This window comes from Stenotrophomonas chelatiphaga, assembly GCF_032054965.1.
Taxonomy (GTDB): domain Bacteria; phylum Pseudomonadota; class Gammaproteobacteria; order Xanthomonadales; family Xanthomonadaceae; genus Stenotrophomonas; species Stenotrophomonas chelatiphaga.
Genome location: NZ_DAMBRS010000001.1, coordinates 1 through 20,412, shown reverse-complemented (window position 1 = coordinate 20,412; position 20,412 = coordinate 1). Strand labels below are relative to the sequence as shown.

The 20,412-nt window shown below is 66.5% G+C and carries 19 protein-coding genes and 2 tRNA genes (1 of these 21 only partly in view); 5 read left to right on the top strand and 16 right to left on the bottom strand.

Translation table 11 applies throughout. The features are described 5' to 3' along the window. Positions 1 to 22, top strand: a tRNA-Arg gene (locus RTX79_RS00105) (it extends 155 nt beyond the left edge of the window). 125 nt (positions 23 to 147) lie between these two features. On the opposite strand, the gene RTX79_RS00100 is transcribed toward RTX79_RS00105, so the two are convergent. Then, the gene (locus tag RTX79_RS00100) at positions 148 to 1,062 is read right to left on the bottom strand and encodes a LysR family transcriptional regulator (protein ID WP_057508817.1); all 915 of its coding nucleotides are present in this window, start codon (positions 1,060 to 1,062) and stop codon (positions 148 to 150) included. A gap of 139 nt (positions 1,063 to 1,201) precedes the next feature. Between RTX79_RS00100 and RTX79_RS00095 the strand changes: the two genes are divergently transcribed. Together RTX79_RS00095 and RTX79_RS00090 are read left to right on the top strand one after the other, a co-directional pair. Continuing rightward, positions 1,202 to 1,903, top strand: a complete 702-nt coding sequence (locus RTX79_RS00095) for a pirin family protein (protein WP_309686682.1) — start codon at positions 1,202 to 1,204, stop codon at positions 1,901 to 1,903. 183 nt (positions 1,904 to 2,086) lie between these two features. Continuing rightward, positions 2,087 to 4,174, top strand: a complete 2,088-nt coding sequence (locus tag RTX79_RS00090) for a TonB-dependent siderophore receptor (RefSeq protein ID WP_312682139.1) — start codon at positions 2,087 to 2,089, stop codon at positions 4,172 to 4,174. Between the two features lie 121 nt (positions 4,175 to 4,295). Here the strand turns inward: RTX79_RS00090 and RTX79_RS00085 are convergent. From RTX79_RS00085 to rlmE, 15 genes are all read right to left on the bottom strand, one after another. Further along, positions 4,296 to 4,388: transfer RNA gene (locus RTX79_RS00085), tRNA-Ser, on the bottom strand. Positions 4,389 to 4,469: 81 nt separating this feature from the next. Further along, positions 4,470 to 4,670, bottom strand: a complete 201-nt coding sequence (gene csrA / locus RTX79_RS00080) for a carbon storage regulator CsrA (protein WP_057508820.1) — start codon at positions 4,668 to 4,670, stop codon at positions 4,470 to 4,472. Between the two features lie 145 nt (positions 4,671 to 4,815). Then, complete coding sequence (gene alaS, locus RTX79_RS00075; RefSeq protein ID WP_312680860.1) at positions 4,816 to 7,467, bottom strand: alanine--tRNA ligase; 2,652 nt, start codon at positions 7,465 to 7,467, stop codon at positions 4,816 to 4,818. A gap of 105 nt (positions 7,468 to 7,572) precedes the next feature. Next, complete coding sequence (recX, locus tag RTX79_RS00070; protein WP_057508822.1) at positions 7,573 to 8,067, bottom strand: recombination regulator RecX; 495 nt, start codon at positions 8,065 to 8,067, stop codon at positions 7,573 to 7,575. A 109-nt stretch (positions 8,068 to 8,176) separates the two neighbouring features. Continuing rightward, positions 8,177 to 9,217 (bottom strand): recombinase RecA, encoded by a 1,041-nt coding sequence (gene recA / locus RTX79_RS00065; protein WP_042615466.1) that lies wholly within the window; start codon positions 9,215 to 9,217, stop codon positions 8,177 to 8,179. Between the two features lie 154 nt (positions 9,218 to 9,371). Further along, entirely contained in the window at positions 9,372 to 10,016 is a 645-nt protein-coding gene (gene lexA, locus RTX79_RS00060; RefSeq protein ID WP_057508824.1) for a transcriptional repressor LexA, read from the bottom strand. A gap of 609 nt (positions 10,017 to 10,625) precedes the next feature. Next, positions 10,626 to 12,305, bottom strand: coding sequence for a 2-polyprenylphenol 6-hydroxylase (gene ubiB, locus RTX79_RS00055; protein ID WP_057687591.1), 1,680 nt, complete (start codon positions 12,303 to 12,305; stop codon positions 10,626 to 10,628). Positions 12,306 to 12,341: 36 nt separating this feature from the next. Next, positions 12,342 to 12,836 carry a CinA family protein gene (locus tag RTX79_RS00050; protein WP_057687590.1) on the bottom strand — a complete coding sequence of 165 codons (495 nt, stop codon included), beginning with the start codon at positions 12,834 to 12,836 and terminating at the stop codon, positions 12,342 to 12,344. A gap of 64 nt (positions 12,837 to 12,900) precedes the next feature. Continuing rightward, positions 12,901 to 14,211 carry a ribosome rescue GTPase HflX gene (gene hflX / locus RTX79_RS00045; protein ID WP_309686695.1) on the bottom strand — a complete coding sequence of 437 codons (1,311 nt, stop codon included), beginning with the start codon at positions 14,209 to 14,211 and terminating at the stop codon, positions 12,901 to 12,903. 14 nt (positions 14,212 to 14,225) lie between these two features. Continuing rightward, positions 14,226 to 14,504, bottom strand: a complete 279-nt coding sequence (gene hfq, locus RTX79_RS00040; RefSeq protein WP_042614905.1) for an RNA chaperone Hfq — start codon at positions 14,502 to 14,504, stop codon at positions 14,226 to 14,228. A gap of 102 nt (positions 14,505 to 14,606) precedes the next feature. After that, complete coding sequence (gene miaA / locus RTX79_RS00035; RefSeq protein WP_312680844.1) at positions 14,607 to 15,560, bottom strand: tRNA (adenosine(37)-N6)-dimethylallyltransferase MiaA; 954 nt, start codon at positions 15,558 to 15,560, stop codon at positions 14,607 to 14,609. Next, a complete protein-coding gene (gene folP / locus RTX79_RS00030) occupies positions 15,560 to 16,456 on the bottom strand; it encodes a dihydropteroate synthase (protein ID WP_312680843.1) in 897 nt (298 codons plus the stop codon). The genes miaA and folP overlap by 1 nt, the downstream gene beginning before the upstream one ends. 92 nt (positions 16,457 to 16,548) lie before the next feature. Continuing rightward, positions 16,549 to 16,734 carry a hypothetical protein gene (locus tag RTX79_RS00025; protein WP_057687586.1) on the bottom strand — a complete coding sequence of 62 codons (186 nt, stop codon included), beginning with the start codon at positions 16,732 to 16,734 and terminating at the stop codon, positions 16,549 to 16,551. Positions 16,735 to 16,859: 125 nt separating this feature from the next. Then, positions 16,860 to 18,809 (bottom strand): ATP-dependent zinc metalloprotease FtsH, encoded by a 1,950-nt coding sequence (gene ftsH / locus RTX79_RS00020; RefSeq protein WP_057687585.1) that lies wholly within the window; start codon positions 18,807 to 18,809, stop codon positions 16,860 to 16,862. A 63-nt stretch (positions 18,810 to 18,872) separates the two neighbouring features. After that, entirely contained in the window at positions 18,873 to 19,505 is a 633-nt protein-coding gene (gene rlmE / locus RTX79_RS00015) for a 23S rRNA (uridine(2552)-2'-O)-methyltransferase RlmE (protein WP_042614910.1), read from the bottom strand. A gap of 65 nt (positions 19,506 to 19,570) precedes the next feature. Here rlmE and yhbY point away from each other — a divergent pair, with 65 nt between their 5' ends. Next, a complete protein-coding gene (yhbY, locus tag RTX79_RS00010; protein ID WP_309686710.1) occupies positions 19,571 to 19,876 on the top strand; it encodes a ribosome assembly RNA-binding protein YhbY in 306 nt (101 codons plus the stop codon). 15 nt (positions 19,877 to 19,891) lie between these two features. Beyond that, positions 19,892 to 20,266: an Mth938-like domain-containing protein gene (locus tag RTX79_RS00005; protein ID WP_057687583.1), complete on the top strand. Its 375-nt coding sequence runs from the start codon at positions 19,892 to 19,894 to the stop codon at positions 20,264 to 20,266. Positions 20,267 to 20,412: the final 146 nt, after the last annotated feature.

Genomic DNA, 20,412 nt, shown 5'->3' with positions numbered 1-20,412 from the left:
TCGAATCTCTCCGGGCGCACCATTATTTGAAGAAACAGCAGGCCTTGGCCTGCTGTTTTTTCATGTATGCGCAGGCCTTGGCCTGCTGTTTTTTCATGCATGCGCCAGCTACCGCTGCGCTCGCCGACCATGGGTCGGCGCACAGGGTCAGCGCATCGCGCTCCACCACGCTTCCAGCGTGCCCGGCATGCGCAGGCGCTCGCGCCACCAGCGCAGGGCGGCGCCCTCCTCGCCGGTGCGCCACGCCAGCCAGAAGGTCTCTTCCGGCTTGTGCTCTTCGACCTCGCGGATCACCAGTTCGCCACGTTCCACCGCCGCACGCGCGCACGGCGCCGGCAGGAAACCGAAGCCAATTCCCTCGCGCTGCAGCCGCAACTTGCTGGCCATGTCCGGCACGCTGAGGGTTTCCTGCCCCATCAGCAGGCCTACCGTACGCGGCAACAGCCGGCGCGCCGAATCGGAAACGGCGATCGCGCAGTGTTCCACCAGTTGCTCGCGGCGCAGCACGCCCGGCATCGCAGCCAACGGATGACCCGGCGCGATGGCGAACACGAACTCGACGCTGCCCAGCGGTTCCACCACGTAGCCACCGCCACTGGGGCCCTCGCCCGCCGCGCCCACCAGCAGGTCCGCGCGGCGATCCAGCAATGCCTCCCAGGTGCCCGACAGGGCCTCGCCGATCAGCCGCAGGCGGGTCTGCGCGGCGACGTCACGGAACGCCCGGATATCCGCGCCCAGCAGCCAGGTCGGAAACATCGAATCCACCGCCAGGGTCAGTTCGGCCTCCCAGCCGGAGGCCACGCGGCGCACCCGCAGCTCCAGCTCGCGCGCGGCCCGCAACAGGTGGCGGCCCTCGTCCAGCAGGGCGCGGCCGGCAGGGGTCATTTCCGCGCGCGGCCCGACCCGGTCGAACAGCTGCACGCCCAGGTCCTCTTCCAGCTTGGCCACGGTGTAGGAAATGGTCGAAGGCACCTTGTGCAGGGCCTTGCCGGCGGCGGCGAACGAGCCCCGGCGGTCGATGGCATCCAGAATCTGCAGGGCGTCGAGGCTGAGCTTGAGCATTCGAAAATTTCGATGATGGCTTGCAAAACTATCCGTTTTTCAAAGCGCCAGGGCAAGCGGATACTTCTTCGCAACGGGAAACCACCGGCCAAACGGCCCCAAGGCCCCACGTCGAAACCATCGAACAAGGAGTACCACCATGATCCAGATCCGTAAGAGCGCAACCCGCGGCAAGGCCGACCATGGCTGGCTGAACTCCATGCACACCTTCTCTTTCGCCAATTACTACGACCCGCGCTACACCAGCTTCGGCCCGCTGCGGGTGATCAACGAAGACAAGGTCATCGGCGGCCAGGGCTTCGGCACCCACAGCCACAGCAACATGGAAATCATCTCCTACGTGCTGGGCGGCGCGCTGGAGCACAAGGACTCGATGGGCACCGGCTCGGTGCTGCGCTATGGCGATGTGCAGCGCATGAGCGCCGGCAGCGGCGTGAGCCACAGCGAGTTCAACCATTCGGCCGATGAGACCGTGCACTTCCTGCAGATCTGGCTGTTCCCGGACCAGGAGAACATCGCGCCGTCCTACCAGGAAACGAACTTCAGCCCGGAGGCCAAGCGCGGCCAGCTGCGCTTGATCGCTTCGCCGGACGGTGCCGACGGTTCGCTGCTGATCCACCAGGATGCGCGCATCTTCGCCAGCATCCTGGATGGGGCGCAGCGCCTGCACCACACTCTGGCCGCCGGCCGTGGCGCCTACGTGCAGGTGGCGCGTGGCCAGCTGCAGGTCAACGGCATCACCCTGGAAGCCGGTGATGCACTGCAGGTGCGCGACGAAGCGCAGCTGACGCTGGAAAACGGCAACGATGCCGAAGTGCTGCTGTTCGACCTGGCACTGTAATGCCCCACATCGCCTGACCTGCCGTGGCCTGCAGCGGCACGGCAGGTCAGGCGGCGGCGCTGCGGCGGGCACATCCGTGCAAACACCGCAGATCCGTAGATGCTAATCTATCGCACTTGCTAATTATTCTCATTTGAGACAGTGCGACACATTCCCCACGCCCCCACCCTGCTTGCCGCAGCGATGCTGCTGGCCAGCCACCCCAGTCTGGCCGCCGACCCTGCCGTGCGCCAACTCGATTCGGTCCAGGTCACTGGCCGCGCCCAGACCCTCTACAAAGCCACCGACGCCGCCGTCGGCACGCGCACCGATACGCCGCTGGAGTTGGTGCCGCAATCGATCCAGGTGCTGCCACGCGAGCTGATCGACGACCAGGCCGCGCGCCAGGTCACCGATCTGTACCGCAGCATCAGCGGGCTGAGCGTCTACAGCTACGGCAGTGCGACGCTGCGCGGGTTCCGCCAGGACAACGTGCTGTACGACGGCCTGCGCGGCGATCCCTATGCCGGTTTCTCGGTGCCGCAGCTGTTCAACATCGAACGCGTGGAAGTGCTGAAAGGACCGTCCGGCGCGCTGTACGGCGGCGGTGATCCGGGCGGGGTGATCAACTACGTGACCCGCAAGCCCAGCGCCCTGCCCCGGCGCACGCTGCGGCTGCAGGCGGGCGATGCCGGCTTCCGCGCGGGCTCCTTCGAAGCCACCGGGCAGGTCAAGGACCACGACCGGGTGCGCTACCGCGCCGGCATCTACAGCGAAACCGAAGACGGCACGCGCTGGAACACCGACCGCGACGGCGTGATCGCCGATGCGTCACTTGCCTTCGACGTGGGTGACACCGGCGAGCTGGTGCTGCAGTTCACCGACATCACCCAGCAGCTCGGCGGCAACCGCCTGCGCGGCGTTCCGGTGGATGACAACGGCAGCTTCCTGACCAGCCGCCACTGGAACCACAACGAGTCCACCGACTTCCTGGACATGGACGCGAAGGTCGCGCTGCTGCAGTACCGCTTCGCCCCTGCCGCCAACTGGGACGTGGACCTGGCCGCGCGCTGGTTCGAAAACAACGAGCACCAGATCTACCACGAGCCGATGGGGCTGATCGACCGCGACCGCGACGGGACGGCCGAATGGATGACCCGCCAGCTGCGCAACCAGATCCGTGACAACGATGCGGTCACCCTCGCCGGCCATGCGGTGTGGCGGACGCAGACCGGCGCGATCGCGCACAAGGTGCTGATGGGCGCCGATGTCTACCGCACCGACGCCGATTTCCGTGCGCAGACCGCCAACAGCGCCGACCTGGCGCGTGGCGCCGGACCGGTGCCGGGCATCGACCTGTTCAATCCGGTGTACGGCGTGACCTCGTACCGCGACTACGGGCTGGACGGCCTGCCGTGGCGCACGACCCGCACCCGCAGCGACCGCTACGGTGCCTACCTGCAGGATGAAATCGAACTGTCGCCGCGCTGGCTGCTGCTGGCCGGCCTGCGCTGGGATGGCTTCAAGGACACCGACAACGTCGCCGGCACCGCGGTGAAGGGCAATGACCTGAGCTGGCGCCTGGGCAGCACCTTTGTCGTGCGCGAAGGCTTGAATGTCTACGCCAACGTGGCGGCCGGCTTCGTGCCGCAGGCGGCTGCCAACCAGGACCGCGCCGCCGGCGGACCGTTCGATCCGGAGCGCAGCCGGCAGTGGGAAATCGGCATGAAGAGCCTGCTCGGCGGCCGCTGGACGCTCAACACCGCGATCTACCGGATAGAGCGTAGCAACATCGTGCAGAGCACCGGCGAGGTGATTGGCGGCGTCAACCAGATGGAAGCGCTGGGATTGGTGCGCAGCAAGGGCGGCGAGCTGGACCTGCTGGCGGACCTGACCGAGCGCTGGGTCGTTAACCTGAGCTACGCCTACAACGATGCCCGGGTGATCGAAGCCGGCACCAACGGCATCACCGATGCCGCCGGCGGGCGCTTCGTCAACGTGCCGCGCAACAAGCTCGGCCTGTGGACGCGCTACGAGCTGCCTGCGCTGAAGTCGGCGGTCGGCTTCGGCGCCGATTACATGGACGAACGGATCAGCCGCGACGGGCAACGGGTCAAGCCGTACACCGTGTTCGATATCAGTTGGAAGACCCAGTGGCAGCAGTGGCAGCTGCAGGCCAACGTCAAGAACGTGTTCGACAAGGTCTACGCCGCCAGCGGCTTCATTGAACGCAATGGCCACTTCCCGGGCGAGCCGCGCCGGGTCTACCTGCAGGCGTCGTACACCTTCTAGACGGCTGCGTGGCGAGGTAGCGCCGACCCAGGGTCGGCGCGCGCAGCAGACGCCCGGCGACGCCGCATCTACAGCACAAAAAAAAACGCCCGCAGACCGTATCTGCGGGCGTTTTCGTATATGGCGGAGCGAGAGGGATTCGAACCCTCGATAGAGCTTTTGACCCTATACTCCCTTAGCAGGGGAGCCCCTTCAGCCGCTCGGGCATCGCTCCGGGGTATTGCAACCGCTGGTGGAGAAGTACTCCGCAGCGGGGACGCGAATAATAGCTTTTTTCGCGGCCGGAGGTAAAGCCTTATTCAGCAGAATCTTCACTGCCGGTCGCAGGTTCATCACCGCGCTGGATGCGCTGGTAAATTTCCTCGCGATGCACGGCGACGTCCTTCGGCGCAGTGATGCCGATACGGACCTGGTTTCCCTTGACGCCGAGCACGGTCACGCTGACCGAGTCGCCAATCATCAGGGTTTCGCCAACGCGGCGCGTCAAGATCAACATTGTGGTAATTCTCCATGAAACCGTGTGGAAGGGTATCCCCCACCGGCTTGGCGGTCCGTCAAGGCCCGCCCCACTACGAAGGGAAAAAGATTGCCAATGGTACCGTCAGCCCTCCCGCAGCTTCAAGGCGCGGAAGGGCTGCGGTTCATCCCAGACGCGGGCGGACCCAGTCGACCGCCGCAGCCAGGGCAGTCGCAAGGGCGGGCCCGTCCTCGCCACCACCCTGGGCGAGATCGGGACGACCACCGCCCTTGCCCCCGATCTGACCGGCAATGTGGGACAACAGTTCCCCGGCCTTGACCCGGCCCATTGCACTGCCGTTCACGCCAGCAACCAGCGCGACCTTCCCGTCCTGCGCACCGGCCAGCAGGATCACCGCATCACCGAGCTGCTGCTTGAGCCGATCGACCGCATCGCGCAGGGCTTTTGCGTCAAAGCCTTCCAGTCGGGCGACCAGCACCTTGACCCCGGCGACGTCCTGCGCCTGGCTGGACAGGTCCGCGGTGGCGCCGGCGGCCAGCTTGGCCTTCAGCGATTCCAGTTCACGTTCCAACTGCTTCTGGCGCAGGATCTGGGTGCGGATCTTTTCCACCACGTCGCCGGCACTGCCGCCGAGCAGCTGGGCCGCTTCGGACAGGCGCGCTTCTTCGTCCGCGACGAAATCCAGTGCGCCCTGGCCGGTGACCGCTTCGATGCGGCGCACGCCAGCGGACACACCCCCTTCGGAAGTGATCTTGAACAGGCCGATGTCACCGGTACGGCTCACATGGGTACCGCCACACAGTTCGGTGGAGTAATCGCCCATTTTCAGCACGCGCACGTTCTCGCCGTACTTTTCACCGAACAGCGCCATCGCACCGAAATCGAGCGCTTCCTGCATCGCCATGTTGTGTACTTCCACGGCGTTGTTGATGCGCACCTGCTGGTTGACCTTGCGCTCGATGATCGCCAGTTCGTCGGCGCTGATCGGCTGGAAATGCGAGAAGTCGAAACGCAGGCGATCCGGCGCCACCAGCGATCCCTTCTGCTGCACGTGGGTGCCCAGCACTTCGCGCAGGGCGGCGTGCAGCAGGTGGGTGGCGGAGTGGTTGAGGATGGTCGCGCCGCGGCGCTGTGCATCGACCTGACCGGCGAGCACGTCGCCGATCTTCAGGCTGCCCTCGGCCAGGGTACCGACATGGCCATGGAACTGGCCGGCGAACTTCTGCGTTTCGGTCACGTCCACGCGCACGCCACTGGCCGACAGCACGCCGGTGTCACCGACCTGGCCACCGGATTCGGCGTAGAACGGCGTCTGTTCGGTCAGCACGATCACCGCATCACCGGCGGCGGCGGCCTGCACCGGACGACCGTCCTTCAGCAGCGCCACTACCCGCAGGCCATCGGCCTGCAGCGCGTCGTAACCGAGGAACACGGTGGGCTTGAGGGTCGCGACCAGGTCGGCCGGCAGGCTGACGCCGCCACCGAACTTGCCCGCCGCACGCGCGGTTTCGCGCTGCTGCTCCATCGCCACGTCGAAGCCGGCGGTGTCCACGGTCATGTCGCGCTCGCGCGCGATATCGGCGGTCAGGTCCAGCGGGAAACCGTAGGTGTCGTACAGACGGAACGCATCGACGCCGGGAATGACGTTGTTGCTGGCCTTGCCCGCGATGTCTTCGAAGATCTTCATGCCGGCGTCCAGCGTCTCGGCAAACCGTTCTTCTTCGGCCTGCAGGGCGCGGGTGACGGTGTCGGCGGTGGCCGGCAGTTCCGGATAGGCCACGCCCATCTGCTCGACCAGCGTCGGCACCAGCTTGCTGAAGAACGGCTGGCGCACGCCGAGCATCCAGCCGTGGCGCAACGCGCGACGGATGATCCGGCGCAGCACGTAGCCGCGGCCTTCGTTGGACGGCAGCACACCGTCGACGATCAGGAACGAGCAGGCGCGGATATGGTCGGCGATCACCCGCAGCGACTTGTTCTCCAGGTCGGCCATGCCGGTCAGTTCGCTGGCCTTGCGGATCAGCGCCTGGAACAGGTCGATTTCGTAGTTGGTATGCACGTGCTGCAGGATCGCCGCCAGGCGTTCCAGGCCCATGCCGGTGTCCACGCACGGCGCCGGCAGCGGCACCAGGCTGCCATCGGGCTGGCGATCGAACTGCATGAACACCAGGTTCCAGATTTCGATGAAACGGTCGCCGTCTTCATCCGGCGAACCCGGCGGACCACCGGCGATGTGGTCGCCATGGTCGTAGAAGATCTCCGTGCACGGACCGCAGGGGCCGGTGTCGGCCATCTGCCAGAAGTTGTCCGACGCATACGGCGCGCCCTTGTTGTCGCCGATGCGCACGATGCGCTCTTCGGGGATGCCGACCATGTCGCGCCACAGCGCGTAGGCTTCGTCATCGGTCTGGTAGACGGTGACCAGCAGGCGGTCGGCCGGCAGCTTCCAGACCTGGGTCAGCAGCTCCCAGGCCCAGGCAATGGCGTCCTTCTTGAAGTAATCACCGAAAGACCAGTTGCCCAGCATTTCGAAGAAGGTGTGGTGGCGGGCGGTATACCCCACCTGGTCCAGGTCGTTGTGCTTGCCGCCGGCACGCAGGCAACGCTGGACGTCGGCAGCGCGCACGTAGCTGCGCTTTTCCGCGCCCAGGAACACGTCCTTGAACTGGACCATGCCGGAGTTGGTGAACAGCAGGGTCGGGTCGTTGCCCGGCACCAGCGGTGCCGACGGCACGATGGTGTGGCCCTTGCCCTTGAAGAACTCAAGGAAGTCGCTGCGGATCTGGGAAGTAGTGAATTTGGCGGATGCGGTCATGGGGGCTGGCAGTCTGCGTGCCGGAGGCGCCACCGCCTCCAGCCACACTGGCCAGGGTCGGGTTTCGGACCTCCGAAACCTTGAAGGGTAACAGGCCAGCGGCGCTCAGTCCTCTGCATCGAAGCGGGTGGCACGGCGGATGGTGTCGCCATCGAACCCACGGCGAGCCAGCAGGTCGGCGGCCTTGCGCCGCTGCGGCAGGTCCTGCGGCCCTTCCTCGCCAAACCGGCGACGCACCAGGTCACGGGCATTTTCGAGGAAATCGCCCTCGTAGCTGTCCATCGCGGCGCTTATCGCCTCACTGTCCAGCCCGTGGGTGCCCAGTTCGGCCTGGATGTGGCGCGGACCATAGCCGCCATTGGCGCGGTTGCGCACCAGGAATTCAGCGAATCGTTCATCGTCCTGCCAGCCTTCGCTGGTCAGCCGGTCGACCGCCGCCTGCGCCTGCTCGGGCTCGATGCCACGTGCAACCAGTTTGCGGCCCAGCTCCTTGCGCGAATGATCGCGCCGCACCAGCAGGCCGAGCGCCCGCTGCAGGGGCGTCAATTCAGGCCGGCGGCGTTTTTTCGCGCCCGGCGGGGCGTCGGGTTCGTCGTGCATGCTCATCCTTCACTCAGCGCCGTCCCTGACGCCACGCCGTGGACCGGCGTGAAAATCCTGCGGGACAGGACGGCGTCACTGACGGCGCCGCCCTGCCCCACAGCATGCCTTACGCTTCGTCGGCGTCGTCTTCGTCGCCGGCTTCCTTCGGTGCTTCAGCCGGCTGGAACTTCTCGCGCAGCTCTGCTTCCAGGCGCTGGGCCACGGCGGGGTTGTCGCGCAGGTAACCGCGGGCGTTGTCCTTGCCCTGGCCGATGCGTTCTTCGCCGTAGCTGTACCAGGCGCCGGCTTTCTCGACCAGCTTGGCTTCCACGCCCATGTCGATCAGCTCGCCCTCGCGGCTGATGCCTTCGCCGTACAGGATCTCGGTGATGACCTGCTTGAACGGCGGGGCCAGCTTGTTCTTGACGACCTTGATCTTGGTCTGGTTGCCGATGATTTCATCGCCCTTCTTGATCGCACCGATGCGGCGGATGTCCAGGCGCACCGAGGCGTAGAACTTCAGTGCATTGCCGCCGGTGGTCACTTCCGGGCTCTGGCCCGGCATCATCACGCCGATCTTGTGGCGCAGCTGGTTGATGAACACGACCAGGGTGTTGGAGCGCTTGATGTTACCGGTCAGCTTGCGCAGCGCCTGGCTCATCAGGCGGGCCTGCAGACCCGGCAGCTGGTCACCCATCTCGCCTTCGATTTCGGCCTTCGGGGTCAGCGCGGCGACCGAGTCGACCACCACGATGTCCACCGAGTTGGAACGCACCAGCATGTCGGCGATTTCCAGCGCCTGCTCACCGGTATCCGGCTGCGACAGCAGCAGGTCGTCGACATTGACGCCCAGCTTGGCTGCGTAGATCGGGTCCAGGGCGTGCTCGGCGTCGATGAAGGCTGCCGTGCCGCCCTTCTTCTGGCACTCGGCGATGGCCTGCAGCGTCAGGGTGGTCTTGCCCGAGGACTCCGGACCATAGATTTCCACGACCCGGCCCTTGGGCAGGCCGCCGATGCCCAATGCGATATCCAGCATCAGCGAACCGGTCGGGATGATCTCGACGGGTTCAACAACGCGATCGCCCATCCGCATCACCGAGCCTTTACCGAACTGCTTTTCGATCTGGCTCAGGGCGGCGGCCAGGGCACGCTTCTTGTTCTCGTCCATCGTCTTGGTCCTTGGGGAAGTGGTCATCTTTTTAATCGTGGTCAACTCGGGTTCGGGGGAGACTGTAGCGGCCGCGCATCGCACAGGATGAGACGCGCGCCGGGCAAGTCGAACATTATCGCCGCAGACGTCAGCGGCAGCCGCCCCCGGACATTCAACGGTTGGGTCGCAGCAGGCCGCAGTACAGGCCTTCGATGGCGAAGTCCTGGTCCGGCAGCACTTCGATGGGGGCGTAATCGGGATTACGCGGCAGCAGCCGGATACGGTCCTTGCCGATCTTCAGCAGCTTGACGGTGATCTCTTCGTCGATGCGCGCCACCACGATCTGCCCGGTACGGGCGTCGCGGGTGCGATGCACGCCGATCAGGTCACCATCGAAGATGCCCTCGTCGATCATCGAATCGCCCTGCACCTTGAGCAGGTAATCCGGTGCCGGGGAGAAGAACACGCGGTCGAGCACGACGAAGTCGTCCGAGCCGATGTCCGCGCCGATCGGCAGGCCGGCCGCGACACGTCCCAGCACCGGCAGGCGCAGCACGCTGTCGTCCAGCGCCGGGTCGGCGATCTGCTTCACCGCGGGTGCCTGCACCAGGCGGATGCCGCGCGCCTGGCCGGGAACGCGGCGGATGGCACCGGCCGCTTCCAGCGCCTCAAGGTGGTACTGCGCGGCGCGCACGCCCTTGAAGCCGAAGGCACGGGCGATTTCGGTCTGCGAAGGCGGTGCGCCTTCCGATTCGATGCGCTCGGCGATCAGCTGCAGGATGGCCTGCTGGGTTTCGGTCAGGTTCGTCGTGTCCATGGTTAGTAGTAATACTACTAACTTCTGCGTGTCGCAAGTGCCCGCGTGGGATGCAGCGAACGGCGGAGCCCCTCGTGGTGCGGGAATCAGCCGGAATTCTGGGCTCTGGCCGGACGGTGGGGCTGGGCGGGGGACGGCAAGGACTGCATCCATGCGGGCCTCGTTTCGCGCCATCCTTGGCGCTCAACGCCCCCGCCCAGCCCCACCGCCCGGCCCTGACAGTGCGCGATTGAACCGCCACGTATGAAGAAAAAAAAGCGGTAGCGCCGACCCATGGTCGGCGGCTCTTCGTCGCGGCGCCGGATGGATTCCGCCGACCATGGGCCGACGCTACCAGAGCACCGGGGGACGGGTGGAGGAGCCCCTGAGTCAGGGGCGGCCGCGAAGCGGCGGGGTGTGGGTGCTGGTGAGAGGGGCCCGCGGTTTGCGCAGCAAAGCGTGGGAGCGACAGCGCGAATGCGATGGCGTGGTCCCGCGCCATGGATGGCGCGAAACGAGGCCCGCATGGATGCGGTTTTTGCCGTCCCCCACCAACCCCTCCCGCCCGGCCCACCCCAGCAGCCAGCTTCCAGCGACCCACCACGAGGGGCTTCGCCGTTCGCCGGTAACCTAGCGTCGCCGGCCGCTGCGCCAGATGGAGAACAGGATCCACACCCCGCACAACCCGGCACCGATGAAACCACCAACGCCCAACACCAGCAGCCAGCGGCTGGAAAGCCCGCCGACGCTGTGCATCACGATCGATGAGCCGATGATCAGGGCGGCGGTGACGATGCCCACCACCAGCCGGTTGGCGGCCTGGTTCACCTGGTCGCCGAAGCCCTTCAGCGCATTGGTTTCCACCTTGATCTGCAGGCGCCCACGGCGCGCGGCCTGCACCAGGCGACGCAGGTCACGCGGCAGTTCACCGGCCAGGTCGAGCATCCCCAGCAGGCTGCGCCGGCCACGCTTGAGCAGCGCGCGCGGGGCGTAGCGCTGCAGCACAACCTGTTCGAGGAACGGGCGTGCCGCACTGGCCATGTCGAACTCGGGATCGAGCTGGCGGCCCATGCCTTCCAGGGTCAGGAAGGCCTTGATCATCAACGCCAGGTCGGCCGGCAGCATCAGGTTGTAGCTGCGCAGCAACAGGGTGATGTCAGTCAGCATCAGGCCGATACGCAGGTCCTTCAGTGGCACGCCGCGATACCGGTCGACGAACTGGCTGATGTCCTGCTGCAGGCGTCCCTCATCCACCGCCACGCCGCCGGCCCAGTCCAGCAGGATGTCGGCAACCTGTTCCGGCTCCTGCTCGACCAGTCCGTGCAACAGCTGGGCCACCTGGAAGCGGCGCGACTCGGACAGCGTGCCGATCATGCCGAAATCGATGACCCCGATCCGGCCATCGCGCAGGTAGATGATGTTGCCCGGATGCGGATCGGCATGGAAACAGCCGTCCTGCAGCACCATCTTCAACACGATGTCGGCGCCGCGCTGGGCCAGCTGGCGTCGATCCAATCCGGCCGCATCCACCGCCGCCAGGTCCCGCCCGGCGATGCCGTCGACGAAATCCTGCACGTTCAGGCTTTCGCAGGTCCATTGCCAATGCACCGACGGAATCAGGATGTCGGTGCGGCCGCTGAAATCACGAGCGATGCGCTCGGCGTTACGGCACTCGGCGGCGAAATCCAGTTCGCGCCGCAACGAGGTGGTGAACTGCTGCACCACGTCGGCCGGCCGGTAACGGCGCAGGTCGGGCAGCCGCGCTTCGATGATTTCCGCCAGCCGTGCCAGCAGCCGCAGGTCGGCTTCCACCACGTCGCGGATACCGGGGCGGCGCACTTTCAGCACGACCTCGCGGCCATCGTGCAGGCGCGCGCGATGCGCTTGGGCCAGTGATGCGGCCGCCATCGGCACCTCGTCCAGCCAGGCGAAGACCTGCGCTGGATCGCCGCCGACGTCGCGCTCCAGCTGCTCGCGGATCTGCGCGTAGGGCAGCGCCGGCACCGCGTTCTGCAGCTCGGAGAATTCGGCGATCCATTCCGCCGGGAACAGGTCCACGCGGGTGGCCAGCACCTGGCCGAGCTTGACGAAGGTGGGGCCCAGTTCTTCCATCGCCCGGCGCACGCGCATCGGGGCGGTCAGCGGCGTGCGCTGGGTGTCATCACCCCAGTGCAGCAGCCGCCCTGCCCGCTCCAGCACGTCGGCCAGGCCGATCCGACGCACCAGGTCGCCGAAGCCGTTGCGGATCAGGACCGAGGCGATTTCCTGCAGGCGGCCGAGGTCACGGACGGTGCCGAGGGTTTCCCACATCGGTGCATGCTCCAGGCGGGGGGAGCGCGCAGCATCTCACAGCTGCGCGAGCAGTCCGTTCAACGCGGCCGAAACCGTCTGGCGGCGGATCGCGTCGCGGTCGCCGTGAAAGTGGAACAGCTGTGCGTGCGCGTAACCACCGCGGCGCTTCCAGCCGATCCATACACTGCCGACCGGCTTGTCGTCGCTGCCGCCACCGGGGCCGGCAATGCCGGTCACCGCCACGGCGATGCCCGCACCGGAGTTGACCAGTGCGCCGGAGACCATCTCCAGCACCGTCTCGCGGCTGACCGCGCCGAACGCCTCCAGCGTCTGCGCGCGCACGCCGAGCAACCGCTGCTTGGCTTCGTAGCTGTACACCACCATGCCGCAGTCGAAGAACGCCGACGAGCCGGCGATGTCGGTCATCACCTTGGCGATCCAGCCGCCACTGCAGCTTTCAGCGGTGACCAGCTGCAGGCTCGATGCCTGCAGCGTGCGGCCCAGTTCGCTGGCCAGGCCGGCCAGCAGGTCGTCGGTGGGAAGGGTCATGGGGCATTCCTGCGGTTGGGGAGCCAGCACCTTCCTGCCGTGCAGCAGGGCCGGCCCCGAGGGATTACCACTCCGGCAGCTTTTCCGGCAACAGCGCCTGGATGGGAGCACCGTCGTCGCCGGCGGCCAGCTTCTCCGCTTCGGCGATCGGAATTTCCACCTGCAGCAGCCAGCCGTCTTCGTCCGCGGTTTCCGCGCGGACCACCTCAAGCTGGTGCAGACGTGCACGCAGGCGGCCCTGCGACGGCGGCAGGCGCAGTTCGCCGGTCACGTGCTGCAGGCCCAGGCGCTTGCCCAGCGCCGCCTCGAGCACGTCCAGTCCGCGCCCGTCGCGCGCGGAAATCCAGACCCGCTCGCGGCGCGACGCATCGGGTACGCCGTCGTGGCCGTCGTGGCGCACCTCGGCCCCTTCGATGCGGTCGATCTTGTTGAACACCAGCAGCTGCGGCAGGTCGCCGGCGCCGATGGCGGTCAGTACTTCGTCGACCTGGGCGATGCGTTCTTCGCGGTGCGGATCGGCGGCATCAACGATGTGCAGCAGGAAATCCGCTTCGCGTGCTTCAGACAGCGTGGAGCGGAATGCAGCGACCAGGTCATGCGGCAGGTCGCGCACGAAGCCCACCGTGTCGGCCAGCACGACGTTGCCGCCAGGCAGCGCGATGCGGCGCACGGTCGGGTCCAGCGTGGCGAACAGCTGGTCGGCGGCGTACGCCTCCGCACCGGTCAGCGAATTGAACAGCGTGGACTTGCCGGCATTGGTGTAGCCCACCAGGGCCACGCGTGGCAGCTCGCTGCGCAGGCGCGCGCGGCGCATCTGGGTACGCTGCACTTCGACTTTTTCCAGCCGCTTCTGCAGCTGCTCAACACGCTTCTGCAGCAGCCGGCGATCGGTTTCCAGCTGGGTTTCACCCGGTCCGCGCAGGCCGATGGAACCGCCGCGCTGGCGCTCCAGGTGGGTCCAGCCGCGGATCAGCCGGGTCGACATGTGGCGCAGCTGCGCCAGCTCGACCTGCAGCTTGCCGTCGTGGCTGTGCGCACGCTGGGCGAAGATGTCCAGGATCAGCCCGGTACGGTCGATCACCCGCCGTTCCAGGATTTTTTCCAGGTTGCGCTCCTGGCCCGGCGACAGGGCATGGTTGACCAGGATCAGGTCGGCGCCGGTTGCATCGGCAGCGGCCTTGACCTCTTCCAGCTTGCCACTGCCGATCAGCGTGGAGGGGTTGGGGCGGTCGATGCGCGCGGTGATGGTAGCGGCGATGCTGGCACCGGCCGAGCGTGCCAGGTCGCCGAACTCTTCGAGCACGTCCTCTTCCAGCTTGCCGAAATGGGGCTGGATCAACAGGGCGTTTTCACCCTTTTTCGAGCGATCAAACACGTACCACTCCAGGATTATTCAATGGATTCATCACCCGCCGGCTGGCCATCTTCATTGGCCTGCACGAAACCACCGCCCGGACCGAGCTTGACGTTGCGCGCCGGCACCACGGTGGAGATGGCGTGCTTGTACACCATCTGGCTGACGGTATTGCGCAGCAGCACCACGAACTGGTCGAACGACTCGATCGTGCCCTGCAGCTTGATGCCGTTGACCAGATACACCGAAACCGGCACGCGCTCGCGCCGCAGTGCATTCAGAAACGGATCCTGCAGCGATTGCCCCTTGGACATTGCTAACTCCTGATTATTGTTTTTATGGGTGTCGGCAGATGCCACGGCCCCCCAGCCGCCCACCGACAGGTCGATGGTACACGGCAGGCGCCCGGCACGCTTTCAGCACGGGACGAAGGCGGACACCGCCGCCATCAACCGCTGCCCCTCTACATGGGGGTCGAACCAGCGCGCATCAAGTTCGCCGCGCAGCCAGGTGAGTTGCCGCTTGGCCAGCTGGCGGGTGGCGAAGATCGCCCTGTCACGGAACGCGGCGGCATCGTGGTGGCCGTCCAGGTACTCCCAGGCCTGCCGGTAGCCCACCGCACGCACCGCCGGCAGGTCCAGTGGCGACGCCACCGCGGCCATCGCGGGCAGCGCCCGCAGCGCCCGCACTTCCTCCAGGAAGCCATGTTCCAGCATTGCATCGAAGCGCTGTTCGATGCGCTGGTGCAGCACGCCGCGGTCGCGCGGTGCGAGCACCAGCTTCAGGGCGCGTACCGGCAGTCGACCCTCGCCGGGCAGCCGTTGCCAGGCGCTGATCGGCCGGCCGGTCAGCCGGTACACCTCCAGCGCCCGCTGTATGCGCTGTGGATCGGTGGCATGGATGCGCGCGCCCGCCTCCGGATCCACCGCAGCCAGTTCGGCGTGCAGCGCCGGCCAGCCGCGCTCGGCGGCCTCGGCCGACAGCTGCAGGCGGGTGGATTCGTCGGCCGGTGGCATCGGCGAAAGCCCTTCCAGCAGGGCGCGGAAATACAGGCCGGTTCCCCCCGCCAGGATCGGCCGCTTGCCGCGGGCGATGATGTCATCCACGGCAGCGCGTGCGGCACGCGCGAACTCGGCAGCGGAAAACGACTGCCATGGATCGCACAGGTCCAGCAGATGGTGCGGCGCCTGCGCGCGTTCGGCGGCATCCGGCTTGGCCGATCCAATGTCCAGATGGCGATACACCAGCGCCGAATCGACGCTGACGATCTCCCCGTCCAGCCGCCGGGCCAGGTCGATCGCCAGCGCGGTCTTGCCGCTGGCGGTCGGTCCCATGACCGCGATCGCCAGTGGCCGACGGTCCTCTGCCATCAGCCTTCGTCCGGCCAGCGGATCGCGGGCGCGGCGTCTTTGCGCGGCGCCGGCACGGCATCCACGGCGGCCCACACCTTCAAGGCATCCACGGTGGCGGCCACGTCGTGCACGCGCACGATCCGCGCGCCGCGCTGCACGGCCACCAGATGCGCGGCGACCGACGCAGCCACGCGTTCAGCAGGCAGCTGGCGGCCGGTCAACTCACCCAGCGTGCGCTTGCGCGACAGGCCGGCGAGCATCGGCACGCCCAGTTCGAGGAAGCGTTCCGAACGCGCCAGCAGGGTCATGTTGTGGTCCACGCTCTTTCCGAAACCGAAGCCCAGGTCGACCACCAGGTTCTTCTTCGCGATGCCGGCCATTTCAGCGGCGAACAGACGCTGGACCAGGAAACGATGTACCTCGGCCACTACGTCGTCGTACTGCGGATCGGCCTGCATGCTGCCGGGCTCGCCCTGCATGTGCATCAGCACCACCGGCACGCCGGTGTCCGCAGCGGCCTCCAGTGCGCCGGGCTGCCGCAGCGCGTGGATGTCATTGATCATCCCGGCGCCGGCCGCCACCGCCGCACGCATCACCTCCGGCTTGAAGGTATCGATGCTGATCGGCACCGTGGTGCGGGCAGCGAGCTGTTCGATGACCGGCAGGACGCGGCGCAACTCTTCGTCCAGCGGCACCGGCTCGCTGCCGGGGCGGGTGGATTCACCGCCGATGTCCAGCAGGTCGGCGCCCTCCTCCACCAGCTTCAGGCCGTGGGCGACGGCGGCCTCGGCCGTGTCGTGCTGGCCGCCATCGGAAAACGAATCCGGGGTGACGTTGACGATGCCCATCACCCGCGCACGATCAAGGCGCAGCATGCGGCCGGCACAATCGAGCTGCGGAGAAATGTCGAACATGGCGGTCCCTCGAAGGTAGTGACGGCCGCTGGCCGTCAACGGGAAATGCAACGGGTCCGCCGGGCATGCCGCGGCGCGACCAGCCGTGATGGTCAGCGCCTGCGGCGCTTGCGATCCAGATACAGCGTCTTGCCGATGCTGAGCACGATGCCCAGCGCAATACCCACCACGCATCCGAGCAGCAGGTTGTCCAGGCCCAGCCCGACGGCCACGCCGACCACCGTGGCAATGACCATTTCAGCGGTATGGGAAATCGGCTCGGGCGGGGGCGTCGACATGCAGCATCCGGTCAGTAGGTAACGTGGCCCCCATTGTCCCGCAGCTGCCTCCTGCGTGCACGGCCGGCTGAACGGAAAAGGCCGGGTTTCCCCGGCCTTTTCCTTCTACACCCAGCAGCCGGTGGTCAGATCTGCTCGGCCGGGCCGCTGATCGGCGGCACCGGACGGGCGTCGCCGCCCTTGTCGTTGCCACCGCCGTTCTTGCCATCGTTGTTGTTCGACTTGCCCCAGCCCATCGGCGGCGGCGGATCACGGCCTTCCATGATCGCGTCGATCTGCGGCGCATCGATGGTCTCGTACTGCAGCAGCAGCTGGGTCATCGCGTGCAGCTTGTCGACGTTGGCGGTCAGCAGCTCGGTGGTACGGGCATACGCCTTGTCCAGGATGCTGCGGACTTCCTCGTCGATACGGCGCGCGGTGTCGTTGGACACGCTCTTGTGCTGGGTCACCGAACGGCCGAGGAACACCTCATCGTCCTCTTCGCCATAGGCGATCGGGCCGAGCGTCTCGGACAGGCCCCACTTGGTGACCATGTTGCGCGCCATCTTCGTCGCACGCTCGATGTCGTTGGAGGCGCCGGTGGTGACCTTGTCGGCACCGAAGATCAGCTCTTCGGCGACGCGGCCGCCGTACAGCGAGCACAGCTGCGAATTGATCGCCACGCGGTTGATCGAGTACTTGTCGCCTTCCGGCAGGTACATGGTCACACCCAGCGCACGGCCGCGCGGAATGATGGTGACCTTGTAGACCGGGTCATGCTCGGGCACCAGGCGGCCGACGATGGCATGGCCGGCTTCGTGGTAGGCGGTGAGGGTCTTCTCTTCTTCGCTCATGGCCATCGAGCGGCGCTCGGCACCCATCAGGATCTTGTCGCGCGCCCGGTCGAAGTGGTCCATGCGGACTTCCTTCTCGTTGCTGCGCGCGGCGAACAGCGCCGCCTCGTTGCACAGGTTGGCCAGGTCGGCACCGGAGAAGCCCGGGGTACCGCGCGCGATGACCATCGGCTCGACATCGTCGGCCAGCGGCAGCTTGCGCATGTGCACCTTCAGGATGTGCTCGCGGCCCTTCACGTCCGGCAGGCCGACCACCACCTGGCGGTCGAAACGGCCCGGGCGCAGCAGCGCGGGATCCAGCACGTCCGGACGGTTGGTCGCGGCAATGACGATCACGCCTTCGCCGCCTTCGAAACCGTCCATCTCCACCAGCAGCTGGTTGAGGGTCTGCTCGCGCTCGTCATGACCGCCGCCCAGGCCGGCACCACGGTGACGGCCGACGGCGTCGATTTCGTCGATGAAGATGATGCACGGCGCGTGCTTCTTGGCCTGCTCGAACATGTCGCGCACGCGGCTGGCGCCGACGCCGACGAACATTTCCACGAAGTCCGAGCCGGAGATCGAGAAGAACGGCACCTTGGCCTCGCCGGCGATGGCCTTGGCCAGCAGGGTCTTGCCGGTACCCGGCGGACCCACCATCAGCACGCCGCGCGGGATCTTGCCGCCGAGCTTGGTGAACTTGGACGGGTCGCGCAGGAAATCGACCAGTTCGCCGACCTCTTCCTTGGCCTCGTCACAGCCGGCCACGTCGGCGAAGGTGACCTTGACCTGGTCTTCGCCCTGCAGCTTGGCCCGCGACTTGCCGAAGGACATCGCGCCCTTGGCCCCGCCGCCGCCGCCCTGCATCTGGCGCATGATGAACAGCCAGAAGCCGATGATCAGGATGACCGGCAGGAAGTTCATCAGGATCGCGCCCAGCGAGATGCCGCTGGACGGCTCCTGCTGGACGATTTCCACGTTCTTGGTGCGCAGCACGTTGATCAGGTCGCGATCGAACGGTGCGGTGATGGTGGAGGTCTGGCCGCCACGGGTGGTGTAGGTGATTTCGTTGGTGCCGCCGCGCATGTCGCCGGCGAACGTCACCTTCTGCACCGCGCCGCTGTCCACCTGGTCCAGGAACTGCGAATAGGTCGCGCCTGGCGCACCGGCGCCGCTCGTTTTTGGCGAGAAGCTCTGGAATACCACCATCAGCACGACGGCGACGACCACCCATAGTAGGAGGTTCTTGGTCAAGTCGTTCATCCTCATTGGCTCCGGTATTCCTCTTGTGCTGGCTGGTGCATGGGTCGGGCTTGCTTGACGAGCTTACTTCATCACGGCGCGCTTGCCCTGTCCGAGGGCATAGACCTCGGGGGAGCGCTTGCGCGAGGCGTCCGGCTTGCGGATGGAGACCTTGTCGTACCGCCTGCGCATTTCACGCACGTAGTCGTCAAAACCCACACCCTGGAACAGCTTGATCAGGAACGCACCACCGGTCTTGAGGTGGTTGTCGGCGAAATCCATGGCCAGCTCTGCCAGGTGCATCATCCGCGGCTGGTCCACCGCGTCCATTCCACTCTTATTGGGGGCCATATCGGACAGTACAAGGTCTACCGGCTGGTCCCCGACCATGGCCTCGAACTGCGATAGGACGGCTTCTTCCCTGAAGTCTCCGTGAAGGAAGTCCACACCGGCCAGTGCCGGCATCTCCAAGATGTCCAATGCGAACACCCGGCCGGTGTCGCCCATCTGCCGTCGGACCTGCTGTGACCAGCCCCCGGGGGCGGCACCGAGGTCGACCACCAGCATGTGCGGCTTCAGCAGGCGGTCACGTTCGAGCAGCTCTTCCAGCTTGTAGGCGGCGCGCGAGCGCATGCCTTCAGCCTGCGCCTTCTTCACGTAGGGGTCGGAAAAGTGTTCTTTCAGCCAGCGCTGGCTGCTCTTGCTGCGGGAAACCATGGTAAATACAGCCGGATGGGGTGGCCATGATACCCTGAACCCCCCAAGTCACAGCGCTTTCCTGCATGTCCACTGCCCTGACCGCATCCCAGACCCGTTTTCTTCGCGGCCAAGCCCACGACCTCAAAGCCCTGCTCCAGATTGGCGGCAAGGGCGTGACCCCGGCCTTCCTGGCCGAGCTGGAGGAGGTGCTGGAGCGCCATGAACTGATCAAGGTGAAGGTGGCGGCAGAGGATCGCGAAGCCCGCGACGCCATGGTCACCGAACTGGTCACCACCACCGGCGCCGCGCTGGTCCAGCGCATCGGCCACGTTGCCGTGCTGTACCGGCCGAGCAAGGAAAACCGCCAGATCGTGCTTCCGCGCGGCTGATCACCCGGTCCTGCCATGCAACTGAGCCACGAAGCCCCTGATTACGCCTACACCCTGCGCGGTGCGGATGGTCGTTCGGCGCGGATCAACGACCGCGAACTGGCGGCCAGCTTCATCGTCACCCCGCAGGTGCTGGTGGAAGACTGGCCGGTCGCGTCGGTGGCCGATCTGCAGCCGGCTCATCTGGAGGCGATCCTGGCCCTGGAACCGGTGCTGATCATCCTCGGCACCGGCGCCACGCAGGTATTCCCGTCGCAGCAGCTGATGGCGGCGTGCCTGTCGCGCGGCATCGGGCTGGAAGTGATGAACAACCCGGCAGCGGCACGCACCTTCAACATCCTGGCCGGCGAAGGCCGCAAGGTCGCCGCGGCGTTCATTCTCGAACGTTGAGGGTTGGCCGCTGAGAGCGGCTTTCGGCCACGGGTTCTGTGTGCTGGGGCGGGATAGGGGGCATTGGCAGGACACGCCGTGAACCCATCCCTGAAGTGACCCCCGGGAGTTGGACAGCTGGGGGATCAGGCGGCCAGCAAGGCCTG

Bases quoted from the DNA above. Each gene is read 5' to 3' on its own strand.
- RTX79_RS00100 (WP_057508817.1), bottom strand. From the start codon at position 1,062: ATGCTCAAGCTCAGCCTCGACGCCCTGCAGATTCTGGATGCCATCGAC.
- RTX79_RS00095 (WP_309686682.1), top strand. From the start codon at position 1,202: ATGATCCAGATCCGTAAGAGCGCAACCCGCGGCAAGGCCGACCATGGC.
- RTX79_RS00090 (WP_312682139.1), top strand. From the start codon at position 2,087: ATGCTGCTGGCCAGCCACCCCAGTCTGGCCGCCGACCCTGCCGTGCGC.
- csrA (WP_057508820.1), bottom strand. From the start codon at position 4,670: ATGTTGATCTTGACGCGCCGCGTTGGCGAAACCCTGATGATTGGCGAC.
- alaS (WP_312680860.1), bottom strand. From the start codon at position 7,467: ATGACCGCATCCGCCAAATTCACTACTTCCCAGATCCGCAGCGACTTC.
- recX (WP_057508822.1), bottom strand. From the start codon at position 8,067: ATGCACGACGAACCCGACGCCCCGCCGGGCGCGAAAAAACGCCGCCGG.
- recA (WP_042615466.1), bottom strand. From the start codon at position 9,217: ATGGACGAGAACAAGAAGCGTGCCCTGGCCGCCGCCCTGAGCCAGATC.
- lexA (WP_057508824.1), bottom strand. From the start codon at position 10,016: ATGGACACGACGAACCTGACCGAAACCCAGCAGGCCATCCTGCAGCTG.
- ubiB (WP_057687591.1), bottom strand. From the start codon at position 12,305: ATGTGGGAAACCCTCGGCACCGTCCGTGACCTCGGCCGCCTGCAGGAA.
- RTX79_RS00050 (WP_057687590.1), bottom strand. From the start codon at position 12,836: ATGACCCTTCCCACCGACGACCTGCTGGCCGGCCTGGCCAGCGAACTG.
- hfq (WP_042614905.1), bottom strand. From the start codon at position 14,504: ATGTCCAAGGGGCAATCGCTGCAGGATCCGTTTCTGAATGCACTGCGG.
- miaA (WP_312680844.1), bottom strand. From the start codon at position 15,560: ATGGCAGAGGACCGTCGGCCACTGGCGATCGCGGTCATGGGACCGACC.
- folP (WP_312680843.1), bottom strand. From the start codon at position 16,456: ATGTTCGACATTTCTCCGCAGCTCGATTGTGCCGGCCGCATGCTGCGC.
- RTX79_RS00025 (WP_057687586.1), bottom strand. From the start codon at position 16,734: ATGTCGACGCCCCCGCCCGAGCCGATTTCCCATACCGCTGAAATGGTC.
- ftsH (WP_057687585.1), bottom strand. From the start codon at position 18,809: ATGAACGACTTGACCAAGAACCTCCTACTATGGGTGGTCGTCGCCGTC.
- rlmE (WP_042614910.1), bottom strand. From the start codon at position 19,505: ATGGTTTCCCGCAGCAAGAGCAGCCAGCGCTGGCTGAAAGAACACTTT.
- yhbY (WP_309686710.1), top strand. From the start codon at position 19,571: ATGTCCACTGCCCTGACCGCATCCCAGACCCGTTTTCTTCGCGGCCAA.
- RTX79_RS00005 (WP_057687583.1), top strand. From the start codon at position 19,892: ATGCAACTGAGCCACGAAGCCCCTGATTACGCCTACACCCTGCGCGGT.